The organism is Pseudomonas sp. B21-017 (assembly GCF_024749245.1).
Lineage (GTDB): Bacteria > Pseudomonadota > Gammaproteobacteria > Pseudomonadales > Pseudomonadaceae > Aquipseudomonas.
The window spans coordinates 4,858,771-4,885,767 of sequence record NZ_CP087194.1 but is presented as its reverse complement, the minus strand read 5'-3'; the positions used below and the strand labels follow the sequence as shown (position 1 = coordinate 4,885,767).

The following is a 26,997-nucleotide window of genomic DNA, read 5'->3' as shown; positions in this document are numbered from 1 at the left end:
CACAGGGAGCTCGCCATTGCATCGTGTTACTTGCAGACGTCAGCGATGGCCTCGGCCAGCAGGTCCAGGCGTGTCGCATCGATCCCCGCCACGTTCGCCCGGCCCGAGCTGACCATGTACACACTGTGATGTTCGCGCAGTTGCTTGACCTGCTCCGGCGACAAACCGGTGTAGGAAAACATCCCGCGTTGCACGCCAATGTGCGCAAACCGCTCGCGCAAGCCGTGGGGTTCAAGCGCTTCGACCAGGCCACTGCGCAGCTGGGCGATGCGCAAACGCATGGCTTCCACTTCGTCGGCCCAGCGGCTTTTCAGCTCTGGATCGCCAAGGATGGTCGCGACGACGGCGGCGCCGTGATCCGGCGGTGTCGACCACAGGTTGCGGGCGATGTTGGCCAGTTGGCTGCGGATGTCCACCAGCTTGCCGGCGGTTTGCGCGCAGACAATCAGCGCGCCGGTGCGGTCGCGGTACAGGCCGAAGTTTTTCGAGCAGGAACTGGTGATCAGCACTTCCGGCAACTCGGCGGCGAACAGCCGGGTCGACCAGGCATCTTGCTCCAGGCCGTCGCCGAAGCCCTGATAGGCGAAGTCGATCAGAGGCAGCAAGTCGCGACTGCGCACCACGTCCAGCACCCGGCGCCAATCGTCATGGGACAGGTCGAAACCGGTCGGGTTGTGGCAGCAGGCGTGCAGCAGCACCACATCGCCCTTCGGTGCTTGATTGAGCACTTCGAGCATCGCTTCGACATCGAGACGGTTATCGCTGCCCACGTACGGGTAGTGACTGACCTTGACCCCGGCCGTTGCGAAAATCGTTTCGTGGATCGGCCAGGTCGGGCTGCTCAGCCACACGCCACGGCCCGGCAGGCATTGGGCGATGAAGTCGGCGCTCAAGCGCAGCGCACCGGTGCCGCCCGGCGTTTGCGTGACGCCGGCCCGTTGCTCGGCGATCAGCGCCGAATCAGCACCCAGCACAAGCTCGTTGATGACTTTGCCGAACGCCGCATCGCCGTGGCCGCCGATGTAAGTCTTGGTGGCCTGGCGATCCACCAGGCGCTGCTCGGCAAGCTTCACCGCTTCAAGGATCGGCGTCAGGCCCTGGGCGTCTTTGTAGACACCCACGCCAAGGTCGAACTTGCGCGGGTTAGGGTCCTGCGCATAGGCCTCCATCAGGCCGAGAATCGGGTCGCCGGGTACTCGGCCGATGGCGTCGAAATGCATTATTTGCGGCCCTCGGCGTCTTTGGCCACTTCGTCAGTGCGCGCGGCCATGATGAAGTCGTTGCGGTGCAGGCCCTTGATGGAGTGGCTCCACCAGGTCACGGTGACTTTGCCCCACTCGGTCAGCAGGCCCGGGTGGTGACCTTCGGCCTCGGAGATTTCGCCAACGGCGTTGGTGAACGCCAGCGCGTGCTTGAAGTTCTTGAACAGGAAAACTTTTTCCAACTGCATCACACCGTCGCGCACTTCGATGTTCCAGTCAGGGATCTGCTTGATCAGGATCGGCAGTTCTTCGTCGCTGACCTGAGGGGCGTCGGCGCGGCAGGCTTCGCAATGGGCTTGGTTCAATGTGGACATGATGTGTTCCTGAAATCGAGTGTTTTGAAAAACGGTCGTCAGTGGGACCACGCTAAAGCAAAGCGGCGATCCGTAACAGACTCACTTGATGCCAAAAGTCGCGGGTCACGCAGCTTTTGGCGGAAATTTCGGTGCGTGCAACCCAAGCTGCATGCCTTGTTTGACCATGCCCATGATGTCTTCGTGGGCCAGATCGAACAGGCGCTTGAGGTTCGGCAGGACAAAGTACAGCGGCTGCAGAATGTCGATGCGATACGGCGTACGCATGCATTCCAGTGGGTCGAAGGCCTGATGCTCAGGTGCGTCCGACAGGGCGTAAACAGTTTCTTTCGGCGAGGACAGGATGCCGCCGCCATAGATGCGCAGGCCTTGCGGCGTGTCGACCAGGCCGAACTCGATGGTCATCCAGTACAGACGCGCCAGGTACACGCGCTCTTCCTTGGAGGCCTGTAGGCCGAGTTTGCCGTAGGTGTGGGTGAATTCGGCGAACCAGGGGTTGGTCAGCAACGGGCAGTGGCCGAAGATCTCGTGGAAAATGTCCGGCTCTTGCAGGTAATCCAGTTCTTCGCGGGTACGAATAAAGGTCGCCACCGGAAACTGCTTGTTCGCCAGCAATTCGAAAAAGGTCTGGAAGGGAATCAGCGCGGGCACCCGGGCAACTTGCCAGCCGGTGGTTTCACCGAGGACTTTGTTGATTTCGCCGAGTTGCGGAATGCGGTCGTGGGGCAGACCGAGTTTTTCGATACCGTCCAGGTATTCCTGGCATGCACGACCCTCGACCACTTTCAGTTGGCGAGTGATCAGCGTATTCCACACCGCGTGTTCTTCAGCGGGGTAGTCGATAAAACCTTGCGCATCGGGCTCGCGAGCCACGTATTGCGTCTGCTTCATGCTGCTCTCCTGCTAGGGGAATCGTTCTTGTTGTGTGTACAGCTATGGACCTAGAAATACCCCAAGGTGTTCGGTGTTGCAGCAGGTGATCCGCGTCTTGCGTAGGAAAAATCCGCGCTCTTCGTAAAGTTTTCGTTACGTATTGTCTGCTGTGGCGCAAGTATTGATATTTACGGGTTTGAAATGGCCTACAGGTGTCACATAATCTTGACGACTAACTTGGTGCTCGCGCAGAAAATTCCTTGCGCCGGGCCTCGATCACCGCTGTTACGGGCCTTCATATGCGTATCAAAGTCCACTGCCAGAACCGCATCGGTATCTTGCGCGACATTCTCAACCTGTTGGTCGAGTACGGGATCAACGTCGCTCGCGGCGAGGTGGGTGGTGAGCATGGCAATGCGATCTATCTGCACTGTCCGAATCTGATCAACATTCAGTTCCAGGCGTTGCGGCCGAAGTTCGAGGCGATTGGTGGGGTATTCGGCGTCAAGCGTGTAGGGCTGATGCCCAGCGAGCGTCGGCACATGGAGCTCAATGCCTTGCTCGGTGCCCTGGAGTTTCCGGTGCTGTCGATCGACATGGGCGGTTCCATTGTCGCGGCCAACCGTGCGGCGGCGCAATTGCTCGGGGTGCGGGTGGATGAGGTGCCGGGGATTCCGCTGTCTCGGTACGCCGAAGACTTCGATTTGCCGGAACTGGTGCGCGCCAACAAGTCGCGGATCAACGGCTTGCGGGTGAAGGTCAAGGGTGACGTGTTTCTCGCCGACATCGCGCCGCTGCAATCGGAGCATGACGAAAGCGAGGCCATGGCCGGTGCGGTGTTGACGCTGCACCGGGCGGACCGGGTGGGCGAGCGCATCTATAACGTGCGCAAACAAGAGTTGCGCGGCTTCGACAGCATTTTCCAAAGCTCGAAAGTGATGGCGGCGGTGGTTCGCGAAGCGCGGCGCATGGCACCGCTGGATGCGCCGCTATTGATCGAAGGCGAAACCGGCACCGGCAAAGAGTTGTTGGCGCGGGCCTGTCACCTGGCGAGCCCGCGCGGGCAATCACCGCTGATGGCGCTCAACTGCGCCGGCCTGCCAGAGTCCATGGCCGAGACCGAATTGTTCGGCTACGGCCCCGGCGCCTTCGAAGGGGCGCGGGCCGAAGGCAAGCTCGGGCTCCTGGAGCTGACGGCGGGCGGTACGTTGTTTCTCGATGGCGTCGGCGAAATGAGCCCGCGCTTGCAGGTGAAATTACTGCGCTTTCTGCAGGACGGTTGCTTCCGTCGTGTCGGCAGCGATGAAGAGGTCTATCTGGATGTGCGGGTGATCTGCGCGACTCAGGTGGACTTGTCCGAGCTGTGTGCTCGCGGTGAATTTCGCCAGGACTTGTACCACCGCTTGAACGTGCTCTCGTTGCACATCCCGCCACTGCGCGAATGCCTCGACGGACTGGCGCCGCTGGTGGAGCACTTCCTCGATCAGGCCAGCCGACAGATCGGTTGCCCACTGCCGAAGCTGGCGCCGGCGGCGATGGAACGACTCAGTCACTATCACTGGCCGGGTAACGTGCGGCAGTTGGAGAACGTGCTGTTTCAGGCGGTTTCCCTGTGCGAAGGCGGCACCGTCAAAGCCGAGCACATTCGTCTGCCGGACTACGGCGTGCGTCAGCCGCTTGGCGATTTCTCCCTCGAGGGTGGGCTGGACGAGATTGTCGGGCGCTTCGAGAAAGCCGTGCTGGAGCGCTTGTATTCCGAGTATCCGAGCAGTCGGCAACTGGGCAAGCGACTGGGGGTTTCCCATACCACCATTGCCAATAAGTTGCGCGAGTATGAGGTGGGCAAGGAGCCGGGCTAAGCGGCTTCTGTGGCGAGGGAGCTTGCTCCCGCTCGGGCGCGAAGCGGCCGCAAAACCTACCTGCGCGATCTGCCTGCAATAATTCGGTTGTCATTTTTGGGGCTGCTGCGCAGCCCAGCGGGAGCAAGCTCCCTCGCCACAGGGGAACGATCAGCGTCCAGGCTGATCCTTGCCTCTTGGCGGCATGACACCGCCGGTTTTTCGTCTTCGATACATTCCCTCAATCCCCTCTAAATCCCTCAAGTCCTTTGTTTGCCGGGCCCGGCGCCGCCAGAAAAAAGTTGGTCTGTAAATTGCTTGTGGCTCAGCAGTACCGCGGTGGGCGGCAAACGTCCGGCATGCAGAGGAAAGAGTGTGGACAAGTACCTTTATGTGGCAATGACCGGCGCCAGCCAGAATGCACTGGCGCAGAAGGCTCATGCCAACAACCTGGCGAACATCTCTACCAATGGTTTTCAGAAGGACCTGGAGCAGGCCCGTTCGATGCCGGTGTTTGGTGACAGCTTTCCGGCGCGTGCGTTTGCCATGAGCGAACGTCCGGCCACCGACTTCTCCCCGGGCGCCCTGGTGGAAACCGGCCGTGACCTCGATGTCGCGGTGCAAGGCAACGGCTGGATCGCCGTGCAGAACCCCGATGGCGGTGAGAGCTACGTGCGCACCGGCAGCCTGAACGTTGATGCGCTGGGCGTGCTGCGCGCCGGCAACGGCATGCCGGTGATGGGCAATGGCGGGCCGATTGCCGTGCCGCCCGAGCAGCAGATCGAAGTCGGCGAAGACGGCACCGTCAGCATCCGTGCGATGGGCGAAGGCCCGCGTGTGATGGCTGAAGTCGACCGCATCAAACTGGTCAACCCGGACTTCAAGAACATGACCAAAGGCCTGGACGGTTCGATCCACACCAAGGACGGCAAGCCGGCGCAAGCCGATGCCGGCGTCAAACTGGTGTCTGGGTTCCTCGAGTCGAGCAACGTCAATGCCGTGGAAGAAATGACTTCGGTACTGGCGCTGGCCAAGCAGTTCGAGCTGCACATCAAGATGATGAACACCGCCAAAGACGATGACCAGGCCATGGCTCGGGTCTTGCAGATCAGCTAATTATCAGAACGTCGCGCCGTAAAACAGGCGCACGAGGAGAAACGAATGCTTCCGGCTCTATGGGTTGCCAAAACAGGTCTGTCCGCCCAGGACACCAACCTCACCACCATTTCCAACAACCTGGCGAACGTATCGACCACGGGTTTCAAACGTGACCGCGCCGAGTTCCAGGACTTGCTGTATCAGATCAAACGCCAGCCAGGCGCCCAGTCGACCCAGGACAGCGAACTGCCGTCGGGTCTGCAAGTGGGTACCGGTGTGCGCATCGTCGGCACCCAGAAAAACTTCACCGCCGGCAGCCTGCAAACCACCGAGCAGCCATTGGATATGGCCATCGACGGTCGCGGTTTCTTCCAGATCCTGCAGCCCGATGGCACCACGTCCTACACCCGTGACGGTACCTTCCACCTGGATTCCAACGGTCAGATCGTCAACGCCAGCGGCTTTGCCCTGGAGCCGGCCATTGTCATTCCGAACAACGCCCAGACGTTCACCGTTGGTCGTGACGGCACCGTGTCCATCACCGTTGCCGGCAACCCCGCCTCCCAAGTGATCGGCAACCTGCAAACCGCCGACTTCATCAACCCGGCCGGTCTGCAAGCGGTGGGTAACAACCTGTTCCTGGAAACCGCTGCCAGTGGCGCGCCGCAAGTCGGCACCCCGGGCCTGGCCGGTTTTGGCACCACGCTGCAGAACACTCTGGAAACGTCCAACGTCAGCACCGTTGAAGAGATGGTCAACATGATCACCACTCAGCGCGCCTACGAGATGAACTCCAAAGTGATCTCCACCGCCGACCAGATGCTCTCGTTCGTAACGCAGAATCTGTAATCAAGTCTATGAGGCGGCCATGAGGTCGCCTGCAACACCGTGAGGTAGGGTCATGAATCGCTTCGTATCTGTTCTGGCACTGAGTGGGGTCGCCGCGCTGGCGGGGTGCGTCGGTCCGACGCCAAAGCCCAATGACCCTTACTACGCCCCGGTGTTGCCGCGCACGCCGCTGCCGGCTGCCGCCAATAACGGCTCGATCTACCAGGCCGGTTTCGAACAGAACCTGTACAGCGACCGCAAGGCATTCCGGGTCGGTGACATCATCACCATCACCCTGAACGAGCGCACCCAGGCGAGCAAGAACGCCAACTCGCAGATCGACAAGACCAGCGACACCAGCGTCGGCCTGACCTCGTTGTTTGGCTCCAGCCTGACCACCAACAACCCGATCGGTGGCAACGACTTGAGCCTGAACGCCGGCTACAAGGCTGATCGCGCAAGCAAAGGCGACAGCAAGACTGGCCAAAGCAACAGCTTGACCGGCTCGATCACTGTGACCGTTGCTGACGTGTTGCCCAACGGCATCATCGCTGTGCGCGGCGAGAAGTGGCTGACTCTCAACACCGGTGACGAATTGGTACGGATTGCCGGCCTCGTTCGTGCCGATGACATCGCCACCGATAACACCGTGTCGTCGACCCGTGTCGCCGATGCACGCATCACCTATTCGGGCACCGGTGCGTTTGCCGATGCGAGTCAGCCAGGCTGGTTCGACCGTTTCTTCCTCAGCCCGCTGTTCCCTTTCTAGGTGGCTATGTTGAATCTTAAACACCTGATGGTGGGCGCTCTTTTGCTGTGCGCAGCCTTCGATGCTCAAGCCGAACGGCTGAAGGACATCGCCAGTATTTCCGGCGTGCGTTCCAACCAATTGATCGGCTATGGCCTGGTGGTAGGGCTTAACGGCACCGGTGACCAGACGACCCAGACCCCGTTCACCCTGCAGACCTTCAACAACATGCTCTCGCAGTTCGGCATCAAGGTGCCGCCAGGTTCCGGCAACGTGCAATTGAAGAACGTCGCGGCCGTGTCGATCAGCGCCGATTTGCCAGCGTTCGCCAAGCCGGGTCAGCAGATAGACATCACCGTAGCGTCCATCGGTAACTCCAAGAGCCTGCGCGGCGGCACCTTGCTGTTGACGCCGCTCAAAGGTATCGATGGCAACGTCTATGCCGTGGCTCAGGGCAACCTGGTGGTCGGCGGCTTCGATGCCGAAGGTCGTGACGGTTCCAAGATCACCGTCAACGTTCCGTCGGCCGGTCGCATCCCCGGCGGTGCGTCGGTCGAGCGGGCAGTGCCGAGCGGCTTCAATCAGGGCAACAGCCTGACCCTGAACCTCAACCGTTCGGACTTCACCACGGCCAAGCGCATCGTCGACAAGATCAACGACATGCTTGGCCCTGGCGTCGCTCAGGCCATCGATGGCGGCTCGATCCGCGTGACTGCGCCACTCGATCCAAGCCAGCGGGTCGACTATTTGTCGATCCTGGAAAACCTCGAAGTCGATCCGGGTCAGGCGGTGGCGAAAGTCATCATCAACTCGCGCACCGGCACCATCGTGATCGGCCAGAACGTCAAGGTTTCCCCGGCCGCCGTGACCCACGGCAGCCTGACCGTGACCATCACCGAAGACCCGATCGTCAGCCAGCCCGGCCCTCTGTCCAACGGGCAGACGGCGGTCGTGCCGCGTTCGCGGGTCAACGCTCAGCAAGAAGCCAAGCCGATGTTCAAGTTCGGCCCGGGCACCACCCTCGACGAGATCGTTCGTGCGGTGAACCAGGTCGGCGCAGCACCGGGTGACTTGATGGCGATCCTCGAAGCGTTGAAACAGGCCGGCGCGTTGCAAGCCGACCTGATCGTGATCTGAGGGCGGCGATCATGGATATGCGCAAAAGCGGTCTGGTCAGCAGTAGCGATTCGGGTTCCTACTCGGACCTGAATCGTTTGAATCAGCTCAAGGTCGGCGACAAGAACAGCGATGCGAACATGCGCAAAGTGGCGCAGGAATTCGAGTCGCTGTTCCTCGGCGAAATGCTCAAGTCCATGCGCTCGGCCACCGAAGCGCTGGGCAAGGATAATCCGCTCAACACGCCGGCAGCCAAGCAATACCAGGAAATGTACGACCAGCAGTTGGCCGTTTCCCTGTCTCGCGAAGGCGGCGGTATCGGCCTGGCTGACGTGCTGATGCGCCAGATGTCGAAGAACAAACCGTTGGCACCGGGTGAGGCTGCTGCAGCGTCTGCCGCCAAGCAAGCCGCCGCGAAGGCCGCCGTGGAAACACCGATTGCCGCCGGTACGGTCGCCACCAATGGGCCGCTGTCGCGCCTCAACGGCGAGCGCCCGTTGTGGGCTTCACGCGCGGTGAGGGCGCCGGCAGGTGCGGGCGAGGGCGCACACCGCAACGACATGGCGCTGATCAATCAGCGGCGTCTGGCGCTGCCACCGAAACTGGCCGACCGTTTGCTCGCCGGGCTGGTGCCATCGGCATCGACCACGGCAACGACCGCCTCCGCAACGCAAAACAGAATCCAGGTGCCGCCGAGCACCGCGACCGGTTCCGGCCCGCTGTACAACGGCGATTGGCTGGCTTCGCAAACGGATACGACCTCCAGCGGGCGCCTGCAGATTTATGGTCGTGCCATGGCTCAAATCCCCCTGGCACCGGCGAAGAAAGCCTTCAGCTCCGCCGACGAATTCGTCAACACCATGCTGCCAATGGCCAAAGAAGCCGCCGACCGTATCGGTGTCGATCCGCGTTACCTGGTGGCTCAGGCCGCCCTGGAAACCGGTTGGGGCAAATCGGTCATGCGCGCCCAGGATGGCAGCAGTAGCCACAACCTGTTCGGGATCAAGGCCAGTGGTAACTGGAAGGGTGATTCGGCGCGGGCGATCACCAGCGAATTCAGAAATGGCCAGATGGTCAAGGAGACGGCTGAGTTCCGTTCCTACGCCTCTTACAAGGACAGTTTCCATGACCTTGTGACGCTGCTGCAAAGCAACAATCGCTATCAAGATGTGCTGAAGTCGGCCGATAACCCAGAACAGTTTGTACGCGAGTTGCAAAAAGCCGGGTATGCAACCGACCCGGATTACGCAAGCAAGATTTCGCAGATAGCCAAGCAGATGACGAGTTACCAAAACTACGCTGCAGCGGGCGCTTCCACTACGCCTTTATAGGCACAAGGCATAAGGTTTGAATCATGAGTTTGCTCAACATCGGGATGTCGGGTTTATCCGCTGGCCAAAGCGCGTTGATGGTGACCGGTAACAACATTGCCAACGCCGACACCGCAGGCTACTCGCGTCAGCAAACCGTGCAGGGCAGCAAGGCCTCGAATCAGTTCGGCAATGTCTACATCGGCACGGGTACGACCCTGGCCGATGTGCGTCGGGTGTACAACAGCTACCTCGATGCGCAACTGCAAACCACCACCTCGCTCAACAGCGACTCGGCTGCCTATGCCGGGCAGATCAGCCCGCTCGATAAGTTGCTGTCAGACAGCGGCACCGGCCTCAACGGCGCCCTGACCAAGTTCTTCGCCTCGGTACAGAACGTCAACGCCAAACCGGGCGACGACGCTTCCCGCCAACTGCTGCTCAGCGATGCGCAAGCCCTGAGTAACCGTTTCAACTCGATCTCCAGCCAGTTGACCGCGCAGAACGCGGACATCAACGGCAACCTGGCGGACATGGCCGATCAGGTCAACAAACTGGCGGCCACCGTGGCCCAGTTGAACCAGAAGATCTCGGAAGTTTCCAACGCCGGCGGCCAGCCTAACGACTTGCTCGACGCGCGCAACGAGACCGTGCGCCAGTTGTCCACCTTCACCGGTGCGCAGGTGATCGAGCGTGACGGCAACCTCGACATTTACCTGGGCAGCGGTCAACCGCTGGTCATGGGCAGCACTGCCAGCAAGCTGGAAGTGGTGCCGAGCAAAGACGATCCGTCGCGTTCGGCCATTCAGCTCAATCGCGGTTCGAGCACCATCGATATCACCTCGGTGATGACCGGTGGCGAGATGGGCGGCTTGCTGCGTTATCGCAGCACCGTGCTGGACCCGGCCATGAATGAACTGGGGCGTGTGGCGCTGGTCGTCGCCGATCAGATGAACACCGTCCAGGCCCAGGGCATCGACAAGAACGGTGACTTCGGTTCGAACCTGTTCAATAGCATCAACACCGCAGCGCAAATGGCTCAGCGCAGCGTTGCCACGGTCGGTAACAGCGCCGGCTCAGGCAACTTCGATGTGAGCATCGAGGACAGCGGCAAGCTGACCATCAACGATTACAAGGTCACCTTCACCAGCGCCACCAACTACACCGTGCAGCGTCTGCCAGAAGGCACCGCCATGGGCGCGTTCAGCACGCTGACCACGCCACCGCCGGTGATCGATGGTTTCTCCATGACACTTTCCGGTGGCACCGCAGCCGCCGGCGACACGTTCAAGATCACCCCGACCCGCAACGCGGCGACCAACATCAAGACCGAGATGACCGACTCCAAGCGTCTGGCCATCGCGGCACCGTTGGGCGCGGCCATTGCTGCGGGCGGCAGCGGCACACTGACGATTCCGGCCAGCGGTCAGCCGACCCTGACCACCAAGTTCGATATCTACGACACGGCGACCACCACCACGATCCAGAACGGCCTGAAGACGTCGACGCCGGTCAAGATCGTATTTGGTGCGGCCGGTGGTACGACTCAGACTTACCAAATGCTCGATGCCCAAGGCAACGCGCTCAGCAGCGGCACCATCGTGCCGGGCCAGAACAATACGCTGAGCCTGACCATTCCGCTGGTCGACGGCACCGGCGCCGCGATCAATGATCCGGGACCGCCCATCGTGCAGCGCACTGTGTCGTTCGACATGACCGTGGCCGGTTCGCCAGGTAACGGCACTGCGATCAACGTATCGCTCAGCCAGCCGGGTTCGCTGGATAACCGTAACGGCACCACGCTGGCTGCCTTGCAGACCAAGCAGACCGTGGACACCGGTTCGGCCAGCAACGGTATTTCCCTGAACGATGCCTACGGCAAACTGGTCTCGGGCGTCGGTGCCAAGGCCGCGCAAGGCAAGCTCGACAGTGCTGCGACCACCGCGATTTTGGCCAACGCCAAGGGCGCTCGCGACTCGTTGTCCGGTGTCGACCTCGATGAGGAAACCGGCAACCTGGTCAAGTATCAGCAGTACTACACCGCGTCTTCGCAGATCATCAAGGCTGCGCAGGAAATCTTCAGCACACTGATCAACAGTCTTTAAGGAGTCGTAGCCCATGCGCATTTCTACCGCCCAGTTTTACGAGTCCTCTGCTGCCAACTATCAGAAGAACTTTTCCAACGTGGTCAAGAGCAGCGAAGAGGCCAGCAGCCTGGTTCGCGTGAATACCGCGGCCGACGATCCGGTCGGCGCTTCTCGTTTGCTGCAATTGGGTCAGCAGGCTTCGATGCTTGACCAGTACTCGGCCAACATGACCACCATCAAAGGCACCCTAGGCCAGACCGAGTCGGTGATGACCAGTATTGGCAACGTGCTGCAGCGCGCCAAAGAGCTGGCGCTCGGCGCAGGCAACGCTGGCTATACCGATGCCGACCGTCAGGCGAACGCTTCCGAACTGGGGCAGATTGAAGAGCAACTGCTCAGCCTGATGAACACCAAGGATGAAAACGGCAAGTACATCTTCTCCGGGTCCAAGGGTGATGTGGTGCCGTTCACCCGCAACACCGATGGCAGCTACGCCTACAACGGTGATCAGGTCACGCTGGATCTGCCGATTGGCGATACCCAGTCGATGGCCACCAACAGCACCGGTTGGGATGTGTTCCAGCAGGCGATCAACACCAGCCGTACTCAGACCACGCTCACCGCGCCTGCGGTCGATGACGGTCGTGTGGTGTTGTCCAACGGTCAGGTCGGCTCCGATGTCACCTACAACGCCAAGTTCCGCAGCGGTGAGCCTTACACCGTGGATTTCGTCAGCGGCACGCAGTTGAAAATTACCGATTCCCTAGGTAACGACGTCACCGCCGAGGCCAGTCAGAATGGTGTGTTCAGCTCCACCAACGGTGCGGCCACACAGACTGTCAATTTCCGTGGCGTTGATCTGAAGTTGAACATCAACCTGCAAGCGGGTGACGTCCCGGGTACAGTGATCACCGGGCACAGTTTCACCCTGGCGGCCAAGCCGGACAGCTTCACTACGTCTCGCAGCCCGGGGAATCCTTCGGCGGCACTGGTCACCGGTACCGCGGTCACCAACAGCGCCAACTACCACGCCAGTTTCCCGAACGGTAGTGCGATCCTCAAGTTCACCAGCGCCACGAACTACGATTTGTACGCCGCGCCACTGACCGCCAGCAGCAAACCGGTGTCCAGCGGCACCATGGCCGGTGCCACGGCAACCGCGTCCGGCGTTACCTTTACGTTGGCCGGTACACCGGCTGCGGGTGACCAGTTCTCCGTTGCAGTCAACACACACCAGACACAGAACGTTCTGGATACCGTCAGCCAACTGAAGACCGCACTGGCGACACCGACCAACAACAACCCGATCGCCATCCAGCAATTAAACGCGGCGATCGGTTCAGGCATTGGCAATCTGTCCAGTGGCATCGACCAGTTGGCGGCCGGCATCAGTTCCGTGGGGGGGCGCGGTTCGTCATTGACCACTCAGACTGAGATCAACCAGAGTCTGGCGCTGGCCAATACCCAGACCCAGTCGTCGATTCGCGATTCCGATCCGGCCGAAGTGATGACCCGCCTGACCCTGCAGCAAACCATGTTGCAGGCCTCGCAATTGGCGTTCAGCAAGATCGCTCAGTTGGGGCTGTTCAACAAAGTCTGAATCCAGGCCTTCGCGATTTATCGCGAGGGTTGCAGATTGCCGAGTGCAAACCGTCTTTTTTCAGCGGTTCCGGGAGGCTCCACTCTTTTTAGAGTGAGCTTCCGCCGCTCGAGAGTTCCCCTGCCGTGAAACCAGTCCCTCTTGTCAGCATCGCCATCCCCGCCTTCAATCCGCTGTTCTTTCAGGCGGCGTTGCAAAGCGCGCTGAATCAAACCTACAGCAACCTCGAAGTGATTGTCTGCGACGACAGTGTCGGCGACGAAATCCGCCGGATCGTCGAGGATTGTGAGGTGCCGCAGTCGATCCGGTTACGTTATGTACGCAATGATCGACGCTTGGGATTTCAGGGTAACCTCATGGCTTGCGCACAAGAGGCCAGCGGCGATTATCTGAAGCTGCTGTGCGACGACGATCAACTGTTGCCTGAGTGCATCAAGCAGCAGATCGAAGGTTTTATCGATCGTGATGACGTGAATCTGGTCATCGCCCAGCGACAGTTTTGCGACGGCGATTACATCCTGTTGTCCGAGCGGCTGGAAAACTGCTGTTTTTCTACTGGCATCACGCTGTTCAAGGGTGAGGATCTGTTGGGGATTCTGGAAAGCACCCTGGTCAACTTCCTCAGCGGTTTGAGCGGGGCGCTGCTGCGTACCCGTCATGCGCTGGAGTATTTGCCGGCGTTGACCCAGGTCGGTGAAGGTTTCGTGGCTCGCCTGGACTTCGCCTTGTTTGCCTGTTTGTTGCGTCGCGGCAATCTGGTTGTCGTCAGTCAGGTTCTGAGTCTCGAGCGCCTGCACCCGGCGCGATTGAGTAATCAGCCACACGTCAGGAATGCGCTGGCGACAGAGCTCGACTGGCTCAAACAGATGCTTGCATTGCGCAGTGGCGAGCCGGCACCTGCACCAGGCTGGGTGCGCTATATGGCTCTGGCCGATGCAGTCGATGGTCAGCCCTATGCCTGGGAAGAGTCGGGGTTGGGCCGATCCCTGAGTTTCATACACACCCTGGTGCTTTCCCGGGTGGGTGACGACTGCGACAGTTTTGTCGACCTGTATCGTGAATGGTTGTCTTGCCGCACATTGAACCCCGCTCAACAGCGTCTTTTGCCTGCCCGCCTGCAGGGGTGGGCCTGGCGTCCGCGGATTGTGCCGATTGTCATTGATAGCGAAGGTAATAGCGTAGCGCTGGAAGATACGCTCAAGAGTATTCGTCAGCAGGTTTATGCCGCCGAGCAGGTGGTGGTGATTTCCCGTTCGGAGCATGCGCCCTGCGAAGGTGTGCGTCATGTACGTTTGCATGAAGAACCGGTCGCTCAGTTCAATCGACTGCTGAGGCAACTGGATGAGGCAGACTGGATCTATCTGGTCCGGGCGGGCGATCGTTTGAACGAGCTGGCCTTGTTGCTGCTGGCCGAGCGCATGGTCGAAATGCCGGACGTGCGCTGTCTCTATAGCGATGAGGGAGGGCTGCGCGATGAGGTGTCGATCGAGCCCGTGTTCAAGCCGGACTTCAATCTTGACTTGATGCGTAGTTACCCTTACATCGGCCGGGTCCTCGCTTTACAGCGTCAGCGGGTTCTCGAGCTTGGCGGCATTGTTGCGGGCTACGATGAGCTCGGTGTTCACGATCTGGTCTGGCGTCTGGTGGAGAGCAATGGCCCGCACGCCATCGGCCATGTGAGCGAAGTGCTCGTGGAGTCTGCCTTGCGCCTGTCTCAGTGGCTCTCGCAACCCCAGGTCATCGAGCAGAATCCTCGGGTACTTGCCGCGCATCTACAGCGTATTGAGGCGCCACACCGCGTCCGTAGCGGCAGTCTGGCGCTGATCAATCGTGTTGACTACCTCCATGACCAGCAGCCTCTTGTATCGATCATCATCTCCACCAGGGACCAGATCGGTTCTTTGCAGCGCTGTGTTGAAAGTCTGTTGGAAAAAACGGCCTATTCGCGTTACGAGATTTTGATTGCCGATAACGCCAGCATTGCCGCAGATGCCTGTAGCTGGCTGGCGGCCATGGAGCAAATGGGCAGCGACAAACTGCGAGTGCTGCGCTGTGACTATGGCGACAACCAGGCAGCGGTGCATAACTTCGCCGCGGCCCAGGCGCGGGGCGACTATCTGCTGTTGCTCAGCCCCCATAACATCATCGTCAATGCCGATTGGCTGGACGAGTTGCTGAATCACGGCCTGCGCCCTGAGGTCGGTGTAGTTGGCGGGCGGATGCTGAGTCCGCAGGGCCGGATCGAGGGTTCGGCACTGGTTCTGGGGTTGCGGGGGGCCATTGGTGTCCCCAATCGCGGAGAGTTGCTCAACGCCCCTGGCTACATGCAGCGTCAGCAAACTGTACAGAACTTCAGTGCGGTCGGCGTCGATTGTCTCCTGGTACGCAAGCAGGTTTTCGACGAGTTGCAGGGGTTGGACGAACAACATTTGGCCCAGGCGCTTAATGGTCCTGATTTTTGTCTGCGTGTGCGGCAGGCCGGCTACCTGGTGGTATGGACGCCATACGCCGAGCTGGTGCAGGCGATCCCGGCTTCCACTGTCGGGCCCGCACCCAAAGTGCTGCAGGCTGAGCAGAAACACTTCTACCGGAACTGGTTGCCCCTGGTTGCCAGGGATCCGGCGTATAACCGGAACCTGAGTCTGGGCACCAGCAATTTCAGTCTGGAGCCTGGGTTCAAGGACGGGTGGGATCCCTTCACCCGTCAGCCCCTGCCCAAGATCCTGGCGATTCCGATCAACGCCACGGCGGTGGGGCATTATCGGGTCAGCCAGCCGTTCCTCGAGCTGGAGGCGGCGGGGCGAGTGGTAGGGCATATGACCTACCATACGCCGACGGACATTGAACTTGAGCGGTGCTCGCCCGACGTGATCATCCTGCAGGGGCGCTACAGCCAAGGGGCTGTCGATGAGGTCGAGCGAATCAAAAACTGTTCGCAAGCCTTCCGGATTTTTGAGCTCGACGATTACGTGATCGATGTGCCGAAAAAGAACGCACACATCCGCAAGGCCGAAGTGGGTGTCGACAAACTGGTGCGGCGTGGTGTCGGATTGTGTGATCGGGTCGTGGTATCGACTCAGCCGCTGGCGGATGCATTGCGTGACATGCATCACGATATTCGGGTGGTGCCGAACATGCTTGCACCGCATCTGTGGACGGGGCTCACCAGTCATCGTCGTACTTCGCGCAAACCCCGCGTAGGCTGGGGCGGTGGCACCAGTCATGATGGTGACCTGGCAATTATTGCGGATGTGGTGCGCCTGCTTGCCGATGAAGTCGAATGGGTATTTTTCGGAATGTGCCCCGAGGCTCTACGGCCATTTGTGCATGAGTTTCACACGGGCGTCGCTCTTGAGGCTTACCCCGCCAAACTGGCCAGCCTGAACCTCGACCTGGCACTGGCTCCTCTGGAGTTCCACATCTTCAACGACTGTAAGAGCAACTTGCGTCTGCTGGAGTACGGCGCCTGCGGTTACCCGGTGATTTGCACCGACACAGAAGCCTATCGCGGCTATCTGCCCTGCACCAAGGTCGTGAGCAACAGCACCGAGGAATGGCTCGAGGCAATCCGCATGCACCTGTCCGAGCCTGATGCGAGCTATCGCATGGGCGATGCGCTGCGTGAGGAAGTGCTGCGCGATTACATGCTCAAGGGCAACAACCTCAACTACTGGGCCGAGGGTTGGCTGCCAAACTGATCTAGCATGGATGTACACCTGCAGGCGGCCTTGGGCCGCCTGTTTTGTTTGTGCCGGGTGCGCTACAAATTTGCGGCGGCGGCTCAAGCTTTGTGTCGTTTATGTCGATAAATCGCCACAGCTTTGTTTATTGAAAGACTCGTCAGCGACCTGCGTTTGCAGGTCGTCGTGGCGGCAGGTATCTGGTTCAACAATATGGCAAGGAAGAAGTCGCAATGGCAGTGATAAACGGGACAAATGGCGTGGATACGCTGACAGGTACCAGTGGGGATGATGAGATCTATGCCTTGGGTGGCAATGATGTGATCAAAGGGAGTGCCGGTGCGGACAAGCTGGATGGCGGCACCGGTACTGATACCGTGGACTATTCGACGTCGGCCGCTGCGGTGAACGTTGATATTCGTCTGGGTACGGGCCTGGCGGGCACCGGCGGCGACGCCGAGGGCAGCACCCTGACCAACATCGAAAGAGTCATCGGTTCGGCGTTCAACGACAGCTTCACCGTTGCACTGGGCGGGATAGCGTTCGAAGGCGGTGCCGGGGACGATATCTACTACATCAACACCAGTGCCACGCCGAGCATCGTCGAGCTGGCCGATGGCGGCAACGATGAAATGCGCGTGTCGGTGGTCAACCCCAGCCACACCTTCATGGCCGCTAACATCGAGCGCCTGACCTTCACCGGCAGTGGTGCGTACACCGGTTGGGGCAATGCCAGCGACAACATCATCACCGGCGGTTCGGGTGCCGACACGCTGTACGGTGGCGCGGGCGCCGACCAGTTCATCGGTGGTGCCGGTTATGACACGGCAGGCTATACCGACAGCACCGTGGCGATGAACATCAATCTGAAGACCGGTGTGCATTCCGGAATCGGGGCAGGCGATACCTTCACCGACATCGAAGCGATCAAGGGTTCGAACTACAACGACACCTTTGTCGGCGACGGTCGAGGCACGGACTTCGACGGCGGAGTCGGTACCGATACGGTCGATTACTCGACGTCGACCGCTGCGGTGAACGTTGATATTCGTCTGGGTACGGGCCTGGCGGGCACCGGCGGCGACGCCGAGGGCAGCACCCTGACCAACATCGAAAGAGTCATCGGTTCGGCGTTCAACGACAGCTTCACCGTTGCACTGGGCGGGATAGCGTTCGAAGGCGGTGCCGGGGACGATATCTACTACATCAACACCAGTGCCACGCCGAGCATCGTCGAGCTGGCCGATGGCGGCAACGATGAAATGCGCGTGTCGGTGGTCAACCCCAGCCACACCTTCATGGCCGCTAACATCGAGCGCCTGACCTTCACCGGCAGTGGCGCGTACACCGGTTGGGGCAATGCCAGCGACAACATCATCACCGGCGGTTCGGGTGCCGACACGCTGTACGGTGGCGCGGGCGCCGACCAGTTCATCGGTGGTGCCGGTTTTGACACTGTCGGCTATACCGACAGCACCGTGGCGATGAACATCAATCTGAAGACCGGTGTGCATTCCGGAATCGGAGCGGGCGATACCTTCACCGACATCGAAGCGATCAAGGGTTCGAACTACAACGACACCTTTGTCGGCGACGGTCGAGGCACGGACTTCGACGGCGGAGTCGGTACCGATACGGTCGATTACTCGACGTCGACCGCTGCGGTGAACGTTGATATTCGTCTGGGTACGGGCCTGGCGGGCACCGGCGGCGACGCCGAGGGCAGCACCCTGACCAACATCGAAAGAGTCATCGGTTCGGCGTTCAACGACAGCTTCACCGTTGCACTGGGCGGGATAGCGTTCGAAGGCGGTGCCGGGGACGATATCTACTACATCAACACCAGTGCCACGCCGAGCATCGTCGAGCTGGCCGATGGCGGCAACGATGAAATGCGCGTGTCGGTGGTCAACCCCAGCCACACCTTCATGGCCGCTAACATCGAGCGCCTGACCTTCACCGGCAGTGGTGCGTACACCGGTTGGGGCAATGCCAGCGACAACATCATCACCGGCGGTTCGGGTGCCGACACGCTGTACGGTGGCGCGGGCGCCGACCAGTTCATCGGTGGTGCCGGTTATGACACGGCAGGCTATACCGACAGCACCGTGGCGATGAACATCAATCTGAAGACCGGTGTGCATTCCGGAATCGGGGCAGGCGATACCTTCACCGACATCGAAGCGATCAAGGGTTCGAACTACAACGACACCTTTGTCGGCGACGGTCGAGGCACGGACTTCGACGGCGGAGTCGGTACCGATACGGTCGATTACTCGACGTCGACCGCTGCGGTGAACGTTGATATTCGTCTGGGTACGGGCCTGGCGGGCACCGGCGGCGACGCCGAGGGCAGCACCCTGACCAACATCGAAAGAGTCATCGGTTCGGCGTTCAACGACAGCTTCACCGTTGCACTGGGCGGGATAGCGTTCGAAGGCGGTGCCGGGGACGATATCTACTACATCAACACCAGTGCCACGCCGAGCATCGTCGAGCTGGCCGATGGCGGCAACGATGAAATGCGCGTGTCGGTGGTCAACCCCAGCCACACCTTCATGGCCGCTAACATCGAGCGCCTGACCTTCACCGGCAGTGGCGCGTACACCGGTTGGGGCAATGCCAGCGACAACATCATCACCGGCGGTTCGGGTGCCGACACGCTGTACGGTGGCGCGGGCGCCGACCAGTTCATCGGTGGTGCCGGTTATGACACGGCAGGCTATACCGACAGCACCGTGGCGATGAACATCAATCTGAAGACCGGTGTGCATTCCGGAATCGGGGCAGGCGATACCTTCACCGACATCGAAGCGATCAAGGGTTCGAACTACAACGACACCTTTGTCGGCGACGGTCGAGGCACGGACTTCGACGGCGGAGTCGGTACCGATACGGTCGATTACTCGACGTCGACCGCTGCGGTGAACGTTGATATTCGTCTGGGTACGGGCCTGGCGGGCACCGGCGGCGACGCCGAGGGCAGCACCCTGACCAACATCGAAAGAGTCATCGGTTCGGCGTTCAACGACAGCTTCACCGTTGCACTGGGCGGGATAGCGTTCGAAGGCGGTGCCGGGGACGATATCTACTACATCAACACCAGTGCCACGCCGAGCATCGTCGAGCTGGCCGATGGCGGCAACGATGAAATGCGCGTGTCGGTGGTCAACCCCAGCCACACCTTCATGGCCGCTAACATCGAGCGCCTGACCTTCACCGGCAGTGGTGCGTACACCGGTTGGGGCAATGCCAGCGACAACATCATCACCGGCGGTTCGGGTGCCGACACGCTGTACGGTGGCGCGGGCGCCGACCAGTTCATCGGTGGTGCCGGTTATGACACGGCAGGCTATAGCGACAGCACCGTGGCGATGATCATCAACCTGAAGGCCGGTGTGTACTCCGGGATCGGGGCAGGCGATACCTTCACCGGCATCGAAGCGATCAAGGGGTCGAGCTACAACGACATTTTCTATGGCGGTACCACTGCCATGGGCCTGGACGGTGCCGTTGGGCAGGACCTGGTCAGTTACGAGCTTTCGGACTCTGCGGTGACCATCGACCTGACCACCAATGCCAACGCCGGAGATGCCGCGGGTGACACCTACACCAACATTGAGTTCTTCCAGGGCAGCAACTTTGATGACACGTTGTCGGGTTCGCGGTTCGGTGACGTCTTTATCGGTGGTGCAGGTGCGGATGTGATTGACGGCCGCGAGGGGCAGGACAGCGTCTTGTACATCACCAATACCACCGCTGTGGACATCAACTTGCAGACCAACGTCAACCAGGGCGGGGATGCCCAGGGCGATGTGCTGCGCAACATCGAGCGCGTAGTGGGCAGCCACTTCAATGACACCCTGACCGGTGATGCCAACGTCAACTACCTTGAAGGCGGGTTGGGTAATGACGTCGTCTACGGTGGCGACGGCAACGATTACCTCTACGGCGGGCTGGTGTCCCAGATCGGGCCATTCACCCTTGATGGTGTGATCAATGGGCCGCAGGCTGACACCTTGTATGGCGGCAATGGCAACGACACCATCGTCACCGCTGCCAGCGATGAGGGTAGCCGGGCCTATGGTGAAGCGGGGGGGCGACGTCATCACGGTGATTCATGGCATGGCCGATGGTGGGGGCGGTGGCGACCTGCTGACCGGCACGGGCTTCGGTTTCTCGCTGTTTGGCGGTGCTGGAGATGACAATCTGGTGCTGCAAGCCAGCGGGTCGGCCTTTGGTGGCGAGGATGACGATACCTACAACGTCAACACCTCGGCATTGGTGACGATCCAGGATGACGGTACCAGCCGCTCCGACAAAATAGTGCTGTCGTACATCAGCAGTGCCGAGCTGCTGGTTGATCGTGTCGGTGATGACCTCTACCTGCACCGATCGAGTGTTAGTCCAGGACAGGTTCCGCAGGAAGGTGTACAGCTCAAGGACTGGTTCGCCGGCTCCGATACCATCGAGCAAATCCAGACGGCGGACGGACAGCTCTTCAACATGCCGGCCAATAGTGATGCGTTTGCCATGTTTGGCTGAGACCTGAATCAGGCGCCTTCTCTCCTGCAACGGGATGAAGGTGCCCGCTTTACACTTGGGGACGAACCGGGTCTGCGTGATCCGGATTCGTCCCTTTTTTGTGCTTTCTATCTGGATTCATGAGCTGGCGCGTTTCCTGCAAGTCCCCCTGATATCGCCATAAAACGAGCGCTTGCGGCCGGTACGCCAGCGTCTGACATGGCAGAACGTTTTAGCCAGACAGCCCGCAAAAGCTTGAAATAGCTTGGCCGAGCTCTGTGAAGAACAAGAGGGGAGACGATGAAGGCAGTAATTCTGGCGGGTGGCCTGGGCACGCGCATCAGCGAAGAATCGCACCTGAAGCCCAAGCCGATGATCGAGATCGGTGGCAAGCCAATTCTTTGGCACATCATGAAACAGTACTCCGCCCACGGGATTCATGACTTCGTGATCTGCCTTGGCTACAAGGGCTATGCGATCAAGGACTTCTTCGCCAACTACTTTCTGCACACCTCCGACGTCACTTTCGACATGTGCAACAACCGTATGGACGTTCACCAGAATTACAGTGAGCCGTGGCGCGTCACGCTGATCGACACCGGTGAGGAAACCATGACTGGTGGCCGTTTGCGACGGGCCGGCCGCTATCTGGAAAACGAAGAAGCGTTCTGCTTTACCTACGGCGACGGCGTGTCTGACTTGAACATCAGCGCCCTGGTGGACTTTCACCTTTCCCACGGCAAGCTTGCCACGGTCACGGCGGTCCAGCCGCCCGGTCGTTATGGCGCCCTGGAGCGCGAAGGTTATCTGGTTCGCGGTTTCACTGAAAAACCTCGTGGGGACGGTGGCTGGATCAATGGTGGTTTCTTTGTGCTGTCGCCTAAGGTGCTGCCGCTGATTACCGCGGATGAGACGGTTTGGGAGTCCGAACCTTTGACCGGCCTGGCCAGCGATGGCCAGCTTGCTGCTTTCCAGCACGACGGCTTTTGGCATCCGATGGACACCCTGCGCGACAAGAACCACCTCGAAGCGCTGTGGCAGAGCGGGGAGGCCCCATGGAAGCAATGGGCCTGAGTCCGGAGTTCTGGCGTGGCAAACGGGTGCTGCTGACCGGCCACACCGGTTTCAAGGGCAGCTGGTTGACGTTGTGGCTGCAAAGCCTCGGGGCCGAGGTCAGCGGGTTTTCGCTCGATCCGTCCACCGAGCCGAGCCTGTTCGAACTGGCGCGGGTACACGAGGGCATCAACGATCAGCGTGGTGATCTGCGTGATCTGGGCGCCTTGCTGGAACTGATCGTCGAAACCCAGCCGCAAATCGTCCTGCACCTGGCGGCCCAACCGCTGGTGCGCGAAGGCTATCGCGATCCGCTCGGCACCTATTCCAGTAACGTCATGGGCACGCTCAATCTGCTCGAAGCGATCCGCCAGGTCGGCGGCGTGCGTGCCTGTGTGTTAGTGACCACCGACAAGGTCTACGCCAACAAGGAATGGCTGTGGCCGTACCGCGAAGACGAAGCCCTGGGCGGTCACGATCCTTACAGCAGCAGCAAGGCTTGCTGCGAATTGTTGGCGCAGTCTTATGCCGCATCGTTTTTCCCGGCCGACAAGTACGCCGAGCATGGCTTGGCGTTGGCCACCGCCCGTGCTGGCAATGTGCTGGGCGGCGGTGACTTTGCGCCGGAACGCCTGATTCCCGATGTGCTCAAGGCCTGGTCGGCCGACCAGCCAGTGACCCTGCGCTACCCGCAGGCCGTGCGCCCATGGCAGCACGCTCTTGAGCCTTTGGCAGGTTACCTGCAATTGGCTGCCGGTCTCTACGAACAAGGCCCACAGTTTGCCGGCGCGTGGAACTTCGGTCCGAGCGAAGCGGACATGTGCAGCGTCGGCGAAGTGGTCGAGTTGCTTGCCAGCCGCTGGCCGCAAGCACGCGGATTGCGCATCGAGCCGAGTGATTTGCACGAAGCCGGCCTGTTGCGCCTGGACAGCAGTCGCGCCCGTCAACGGTTGGCCTGGCAACCGCGCTGGTCGTTGCAGCAGTGCCTGACCCAGACCCTCGATTGGCATCTGGCGTGGCAGAACGGTGATGACATGCGTGAAGTCACCCTGAACCAGTTGAACCTGTACCGAGGCGCGTTGTGAGCGAGTTTCTGTTGAAAGCCTTGCCGCTGGCCGGTCTGTTCAGCGTGCAGCACAAACGCTTCGAAGATGATCGTGGGCATTTCGCCCGGCTGTTTTGCGAAGGCAGCCTGAGCGCTTTCGGCCAGCCGTTTCATATCCGCCAGATCAACCACTCCTGCACCCGTGCGCGGGGCAGTGTGCGCGGTCTGCATTATCAAAATTCCAATGCGCCGGAAGCCAAGTTGATTACCTGCCTGCGCGGCGAAGTCTGGGATGTGGCGGTGGACTTGCGCCCCGATTCCGAAACCTTTCTGCACTGGCACGCCGAGCACCTGAAGGCCGGTGACGGTCGCAGCTTGCTGATCCCGTCCGGGTTCGCCCACGGCTTCCAGACGCTGACCGATGACGCCGAATTGCTCTACCTGCACAGCGCTGATTACACGCCTGCGTACGAGGGCGGGTTGTCGGTGAACGATCCACGGCTGGCGATTGCCTGGCCGTTGCCTGTCAATAATCTGTCGGCCAGGGATTCCAGCCATCCCTTGCTCGATGAACACTTCGCTGGAGTGCGTCTATGAACTGCCGTGGTTGCGGTACTCCTCTGGCCTTGCCGCTGATCGATCTCGGCACCTCGCCGCCATCCAACGCCTATGTGCACGCCGATCGCCTGGAACAAGCCGAGCAATGGGTGCCATTGAAGGTCGCGGTGTGTCAGCAGTGCTGGCTGGTGCAGACCGAGGATTACACCAGCGCCGACAGTCTGTTCGACGCCGAGTATGCGTATTTCAGTTCGTTCTCCAGCACCTGGCTGGCCCATGCCGAGCGCTATGTCGCCGAGATGGTCGAACGCTTCGGCCTGACTGCCGACAGTCGCGTGGTGGAAATCGCCGCCAACGACGGTTACCTGTTGCAGTACGTTGCCGGGCGCGGCATCCCCTGCCTGGGCGTTGAACCAACCCGCAGCACCGCGCAAGCGGCGCGGGAAAAAGGCCTGGAGATTCGCGAACTGTTCTTCGGTCGCGACACCGCCGCGCAGCTGAAAAGCGAAGGCTGGGCCGCCGACCTGATGGCCGCCAACAACGTGTTGGCGCATGTGCCGGACATTAATGATTTTCTCGGTGGGTTCTCCACCTTGCTCAAGCCGACCGGTGTGGCGACGTTCGAATTTCCGCAACTGCTGACGCTGATGGCCGGGCAGCAATTCGACACGCTGTATCACGAGCACTATTCCTACCTGTCCCTGACCGCCGTGCAGACCTTGTGCGAGCGCAATGGCCTGGAAGTGTTCGATGTCAGCCAGTTGTCGACCCATGGCGGTTCGTTGCGGGTGTTCGTCCAGCGGGCCGACGGTGTTCGCCGTGAGGTGCAGCCAGCCGTTCAACAGCAGTTGCAGGCCGAGCTGGCAGCGGGAGTGAAAACCCCCGAGTACTACGCGACCCTGGCGCCAGCGGCCGAGGGCATCAAGCACGAACTGCTGCGTTTCCTGCTGCAAGCCAAGGCCGACGGCAAGCGCGTGGTCGGTTATGGTGCGGCAGCCAAGGGCAACACCTTGCTCAACTACGCCGGGGTCAAACCGGACCTGTTGGCCTGGGTGGCCGATGCCAACCCGCACAAGCAGGGCAAGTACTTGCCGGGCAGTCGAATCCCGGTGGTTTCGCCCGACCGCATCGATCTTGAAAAACCCGACTACATCCTGGTTTTGCCCTGGAACCTGTTGACTGAGATCACCCAACAATTCGCCTCGGTCAAAGTGTGGGGCGCGCGGTTTGTTGTCGCCGTTCCGGAGTTGAGCATTCAATGAGCAGAATTCATTACACCAAGCCGAGCGTGGGCGAGTTGGAAGCCCGGTATGCCCTGGACGCCGTTCAGAACGGTTGGGGCGCACGTTGCTACGAATATCTGACGCGTTTCGAGCATGGTTTTGCCGAGCATCTTGGCGCCACCTACGCCATCGCGACCTCCAGCTGTACTGGCGCCTTGCACATGGGGATGGCGGCGTTGGACATTGGTGCTGGCGATGAGGTGATCCTGGGCAACACTAACTGGATCGCGTCGGCGGCGCCCATTACCTACCTGGGTGCCACGCCGGTATTCGTCGATGTTCTGGCGGATAGCTGGTGCCTGGACCCGGAGCAGGTCAGGCGTGCAATTACCCCGCGAACCAAAGCCATTCTCGCAGTGCACCTCTACGGTAACCTGTGTGATATGGACGCCTTGCTGGCGATCGGTCGGGAACACAATATTCCGGTGATCGAAGACGCCGCTGAGGCCATTGGCTCGCAATGGCGTGGTCGGGCGGCCGGTTCTCTAGGCGCATTCGGTGCGTTCTCGTTTCATGGCACCAAGACCATGACCACCGGCGAGGGCGGGATTTTCGTCACCTCGGACAAAGCCTTGTACGAGCGCGTCCTGACCTTATCCAACCATGGCCGGGTCGCTGGCAGCACCAAACAGTTCTGGCCGGAGTTCATCGGCTTCAAATACAAGATGAGCAACCTGCAGGCCGCCGTCGGTTGCGCTCAGGTCGAGCGTATCGATGAGCTGATCAGTCGCAAGCGTGAGATTTTCGCCAATTACGCCCGCGCCCTGACATTACTGCCGGGTGTTTCCCTGAACCCTGAGCCTGAGCACTCGCGTAACGGCTACTGGATGCCGACAGTGGTGTTCGATGCGGAGACCGGGATTCGCCGGGATGAGTTGATCGCCGCTTTCCAGGCTGCCGATATCGATGCCAGGGTGTTCTTCTGGCCGTTGTCGTCGTTGCCGATGTTCAGCGAACACTCTGTCGACACACCGGTGGCTTTCGCCTTGCCGGAGCGCGCATTCAACCTGCCGAGTTATCACGATATGACCGACGCCGATCAGCAACGAGTGGTGGATGTCGTGCGTGCCCTGCTCGCAAAAAGGCAGCTGTCGTGAAGATTTATTTGCTGGGCGCGGCCAACCCCGAAGCGGTGCGCATGCTTCACGCGGTGAAGCGCAGCACCCCCAACGTCGAATTCGCCTTTCTGGATAACGACCCGAGTAAGCAGGGCACGCTGTTTTATGGGGTACCGGTGATCGGCGGCTCGGATCGGGTGAGCGAACTCAAAGGGCCTCAGGCGCGCTTCGTGAACCTGATCACCGGCAGTACCCGGCTGCGCTACGAGACCACCCGCCAACTGGTCGAGGCCGGCGCCACCCTGGGCCAATTCGTTCACCCGGGTATCGACCTGACCATGATTCGCATGGGGCAGGGCAGTTATCTACAGGAAGGCGTGCTCATGCAGGCCGAAGTAACGCTGGGCGACAACACCAGTATCAGTGCCGGCAGCGTGGTGGGGCATGAAGGACGGATCGGCCACTCGGTTTTCATGGCACCAGGGGTGTGTATCGCCGGTTGCGTGGAAATCGGCGACGGGACATTTATCGGTACCAACGCCACCATCCTGCCGCGCCTGCGCATCGGTCGCTGGGTCACCATCGGCGCCGGCGCCGTTGTCACCAAAGATGTTCCGGATTATTCGGTCGTGGCGGGCAATCCCGCCAGGATCATCAAGACCAACGCGGTGCCTTACCCCGACGGTAAGGTATTCAAGTAAGCCGTTTCCCTTTTTTTTTGG

Annotated in this window: 20 protein-coding genes; 17 read left to right on the top strand and 3 right to left on the bottom strand. The window is 60.4% G+C overall.

Going from position 1 to position 26,997, the window contains the following annotated elements:
- Window positions 1-26: 26 nt before the first annotated feature.
- The 3 genes from LOY28_RS21995 to phhA all read right to left on the bottom strand — a co-directional run bounded on the left by LOY28_RS21995 (window position 27) and on the right by phhA (window position 2,467).
- Window positions 27-1,220 (bottom strand): amino acid aminotransferase, encoded by a 1,194-nt coding sequence (locus LOY28_RS21995; protein ID WP_018929943.1) that lies wholly within the window; start codon window positions 1,218-1,220, stop codon window positions 27-29.
- Window positions 1,220-1,576 carry a 4a-hydroxytetrahydrobiopterin dehydratase gene (locus tag LOY28_RS21990; protein WP_018929944.1) on the bottom strand — a complete coding sequence of 119 codons (357 nt, stop codon included), beginning with the start codon at window positions 1,574-1,576 and terminating at the stop codon, window positions 1,220-1,222. Before LOY28_RS21990 ends, LOY28_RS21995 begins: the two co-directional genes overlap by 1 nt.
- A 105-nt stretch (window positions 1,577-1,681) precedes the next feature.
- Window positions 1,682-2,467, bottom strand: coding sequence for a phenylalanine 4-monooxygenase (gene phhA / locus LOY28_RS21985; RefSeq protein WP_018929945.1), 786 nt, complete (start codon window positions 2,465-2,467; stop codon window positions 1,682-1,684).
- A gap of 281 nt (window positions 2,468-2,748) precedes the next feature.
- On the opposite strand from phhA, the gene LOY28_RS21980 reads away from it, so the two are divergent.
- From LOY28_RS21980 to LOY28_RS21900, 17 genes are all read left to right on the top strand, one after another.
- Window positions 2,749-4,308: a sigma-54-dependent phenylalanine hydroxylase transcriptional regulator PhhR gene (locus LOY28_RS21980; RefSeq protein ID WP_007938551.1), complete on the top strand. Its 1,560-nt coding sequence runs from the start codon at window positions 2,749-2,751 to the stop codon at window positions 4,306-4,308.
- 354 nt (window positions 4,309-4,662) lie between these two features.
- On the top strand, window positions 4,663-5,403 hold the full coding sequence (locus LOY28_RS21975) for a flagellar basal body rod protein FlgF (RefSeq protein ID WP_026286705.1): 741 nt from the start codon (window positions 4,663-4,665) through the stop codon (window positions 5,401-5,403).
- 45 nt (window positions 5,404-5,448) lie between these two features.
- On the top strand, window positions 5,449-6,234 hold the full coding sequence (gene flgG, locus LOY28_RS21970) for a flagellar basal-body rod protein FlgG (RefSeq protein WP_018929947.1): 786 nt from the start codon (window positions 5,449-5,451) through the stop codon (window positions 6,232-6,234).
- A gap of 52 nt (window positions 6,235-6,286) precedes the next feature.
- Window positions 6,287-6,982 (top strand): flagellar basal body L-ring protein FlgH, encoded by a 696-nt coding sequence (gene flgH / locus LOY28_RS21965; protein ID WP_007938561.1) that lies wholly within the window; start codon window positions 6,287-6,289, stop codon window positions 6,980-6,982.
- 6 nt (window positions 6,983-6,988) lie between these two features.
- Window positions 6,989-8,098, top strand: a complete 1,110-nt coding sequence (locus tag LOY28_RS21960; protein WP_018929948.1) for a flagellar basal body P-ring protein FlgI — start codon at window positions 6,989-6,991, stop codon at window positions 8,096-8,098.
- 11 nt (window positions 8,099-8,109) lie between these two features.
- The gene (gene flgJ / locus LOY28_RS21955; RefSeq protein ID WP_258612540.1) at window positions 8,110-9,408 is read left to right on the top strand and encodes a flagellar assembly peptidoglycan hydrolase FlgJ; all 1,299 of its coding nucleotides are present in this window, start codon (window positions 8,110-8,112) and stop codon (window positions 9,406-9,408) included.
- Between the two features lie 23 nt (window positions 9,409-9,431).
- On the top strand, window positions 9,432-11,492 hold the full coding sequence (gene flgK / locus LOY28_RS21950; protein ID WP_258612539.1) for a flagellar hook-associated protein FlgK: 2,061 nt from the start codon (window positions 9,432-9,434) through the stop codon (window positions 11,490-11,492).
- Between the two features lie 13 nt (window positions 11,493-11,505).
- Window positions 11,506-13,074, top strand: coding sequence for a flagellar hook-associated protein 3 (locus LOY28_RS21945; protein WP_018929951.1), 1,569 nt, complete (start codon window positions 11,506-11,508; stop codon window positions 13,072-13,074).
- Window positions 13,075-13,199: 125 nt separating this feature from the next.
- Window positions 13,200-16,772, top strand: a complete 3,573-nt coding sequence (locus LOY28_RS21940) for a glycosyltransferase (protein WP_258612538.1) — start codon at window positions 13,200-13,202, stop codon at window positions 16,770-16,772.
- 215 nt (window positions 16,773-16,987) lie between these two features.
- The gene (locus LOY28_RS21935) at window positions 16,988-20,959 is read left to right on the top strand and encodes an S-layer family protein (RefSeq protein WP_258612537.1); all 3,972 of its coding nucleotides are present in this window, start codon (window positions 16,988-16,990) and stop codon (window positions 20,957-20,959) included.
- Window positions 20,880-21,299 carry a hypothetical protein gene (locus tag LOY28_RS21930; RefSeq protein ID WP_258612536.1) on the top strand — a complete coding sequence of 140 codons (420 nt, stop codon included), beginning with the start codon at window positions 20,880-20,882 and terminating at the stop codon, window positions 21,297-21,299. Before LOY28_RS21935 ends, LOY28_RS21930 begins: the two co-directional genes overlap by 80 nt.
- Window positions 21,300-21,578: 279 nt before the next feature.
- Window positions 21,579-22,352 (top strand): glucose-1-phosphate cytidylyltransferase, encoded by a 774-nt coding sequence (gene rfbF / locus LOY28_RS21925; RefSeq protein WP_018925018.1) that lies wholly within the window; start codon window positions 21,579-21,581, stop codon window positions 22,350-22,352.
- A complete protein-coding gene (gene rfbG / locus LOY28_RS21920) occupies window positions 22,334-23,416 on the top strand; it encodes a CDP-glucose 4,6-dehydratase (protein WP_026286325.1) in 1,083 nt (360 codons plus the stop codon). The genes rfbF and rfbG overlap by 19 nt, the downstream gene beginning before the upstream one ends.
- On the top strand, window positions 23,413-23,973 hold the full coding sequence (locus LOY28_RS21915; protein WP_018925020.1) for a dTDP-4-dehydrorhamnose 3,5-epimerase family protein: 561 nt from the start codon (window positions 23,413-23,415) through the stop codon (window positions 23,971-23,973). Before rfbG ends, LOY28_RS21915 begins: the two co-directional genes overlap by 4 nt.
- Entirely contained in the window at window positions 23,970-25,196 is a 1,227-nt protein-coding gene (locus tag LOY28_RS21910; protein ID WP_018925021.1) for a class I SAM-dependent methyltransferase, read from the top strand. The genes LOY28_RS21915 and LOY28_RS21910 overlap by 4 nt, the downstream gene beginning before the upstream one ends.
- Window positions 25,193-26,314, top strand: coding sequence for a DegT/DnrJ/EryC1/StrS aminotransferase family protein (locus LOY28_RS21905; protein WP_018925022.1), 1,122 nt, complete (start codon window positions 25,193-25,195; stop codon window positions 26,312-26,314). Before LOY28_RS21910 ends, LOY28_RS21905 begins: the two co-directional genes overlap by 4 nt.
- A complete protein-coding gene (locus tag LOY28_RS21900; RefSeq protein ID WP_018925023.1) occupies window positions 26,311-26,976 on the top strand; it encodes an acetyltransferase in 666 nt (221 codons plus the stop codon). Before LOY28_RS21905 ends, LOY28_RS21900 begins: the two co-directional genes overlap by 4 nt.
- Window positions 26,977-26,997 lie beyond the last annotated feature (21 nt).

What these genes read in the sequence shown, in the direction of transcription:
- rfbF (WP_018925018.1), top strand. Translation starts at nt 21,579, where the DNA reads ATGAAGGCAGTAATTCTGGCGGGTGGCCTGGGCACGCGCATCAGCGAA.
- LOY28_RS21945 (WP_018929951.1), top strand. Translation starts at nt 11,506, where the DNA reads ATGCGCATTTCTACCGCCCAGTTTTACGAGTCCTCTGCTGCCAACTAT.
- LOY28_RS21930 (WP_258612536.1), top strand. Translation starts at nt 20,880, where the DNA reads ATGGCCGATGGTGGGGGCGGTGGCGACCTGCTGACCGGCACGGGCTTC.
- rfbG (WP_026286325.1), top strand. Translation starts at nt 22,334, where the DNA reads ATGGAAGCAATGGGCCTGAGTCCGGAGTTCTGGCGTGGCAAACGGGTG.
- LOY28_RS21990 (WP_018929944.1), bottom strand. Translation starts at nt 1,576, where the DNA reads ATGTCCACATTGAACCAAGCCCATTGCGAAGCCTGCCGCGCCGACGCC.
- LOY28_RS21980 (WP_007938551.1), top strand. Translation starts at nt 2,749, where the DNA reads ATGCGTATCAAAGTCCACTGCCAGAACCGCATCGGTATCTTGCGCGAC.
- LOY28_RS21960 (WP_018929948.1), top strand. Translation starts at nt 6,989, where the DNA reads ATGTTGAATCTTAAACACCTGATGGTGGGCGCTCTTTTGCTGTGCGCA.
- flgK (WP_258612539.1), top strand. Translation starts at nt 9,432, where the DNA reads ATGAGTTTGCTCAACATCGGGATGTCGGGTTTATCCGCTGGCCAAAGC.
- LOY28_RS21995 (WP_018929943.1), bottom strand. Translation starts at nt 1,220, where the DNA reads ATGCATTTCGACGCCATCGGCCGAGTACCCGGCGACCCGATTCTCGGC.
- LOY28_RS21910 (WP_018925021.1), top strand. Translation starts at nt 23,970, where the DNA reads ATGAACTGCCGTGGTTGCGGTACTCCTCTGGCCTTGCCGCTGATCGAT.
- LOY28_RS21905 (WP_018925022.1), top strand. Translation starts at nt 25,193, where the DNA reads ATGAGCAGAATTCATTACACCAAGCCGAGCGTGGGCGAGTTGGAAGCC.
- LOY28_RS21935 (WP_258612537.1), top strand. Translation starts at nt 16,988, where the DNA reads ATGGCAGTGATAAACGGGACAAATGGCGTGGATACGCTGACAGGTACC.
- flgJ (WP_258612540.1), top strand. Translation starts at nt 8,110, where the DNA reads ATGGATATGCGCAAAAGCGGTCTGGTCAGCAGTAGCGATTCGGGTTCC.
- phhA (WP_018929945.1), bottom strand. Translation starts at nt 2,467, where the DNA reads ATGAAGCAGACGCAATACGTGGCTCGCGAGCCCGATGCGCAAGGTTTT.
- flgH (WP_007938561.1), top strand. Translation starts at nt 6,287, where the DNA reads ATGAATCGCTTCGTATCTGTTCTGGCACTGAGTGGGGTCGCCGCGCTG.
- flgG (WP_018929947.1), top strand. Translation starts at nt 5,449, where the DNA reads ATGCTTCCGGCTCTATGGGTTGCCAAAACAGGTCTGTCCGCCCAGGAC.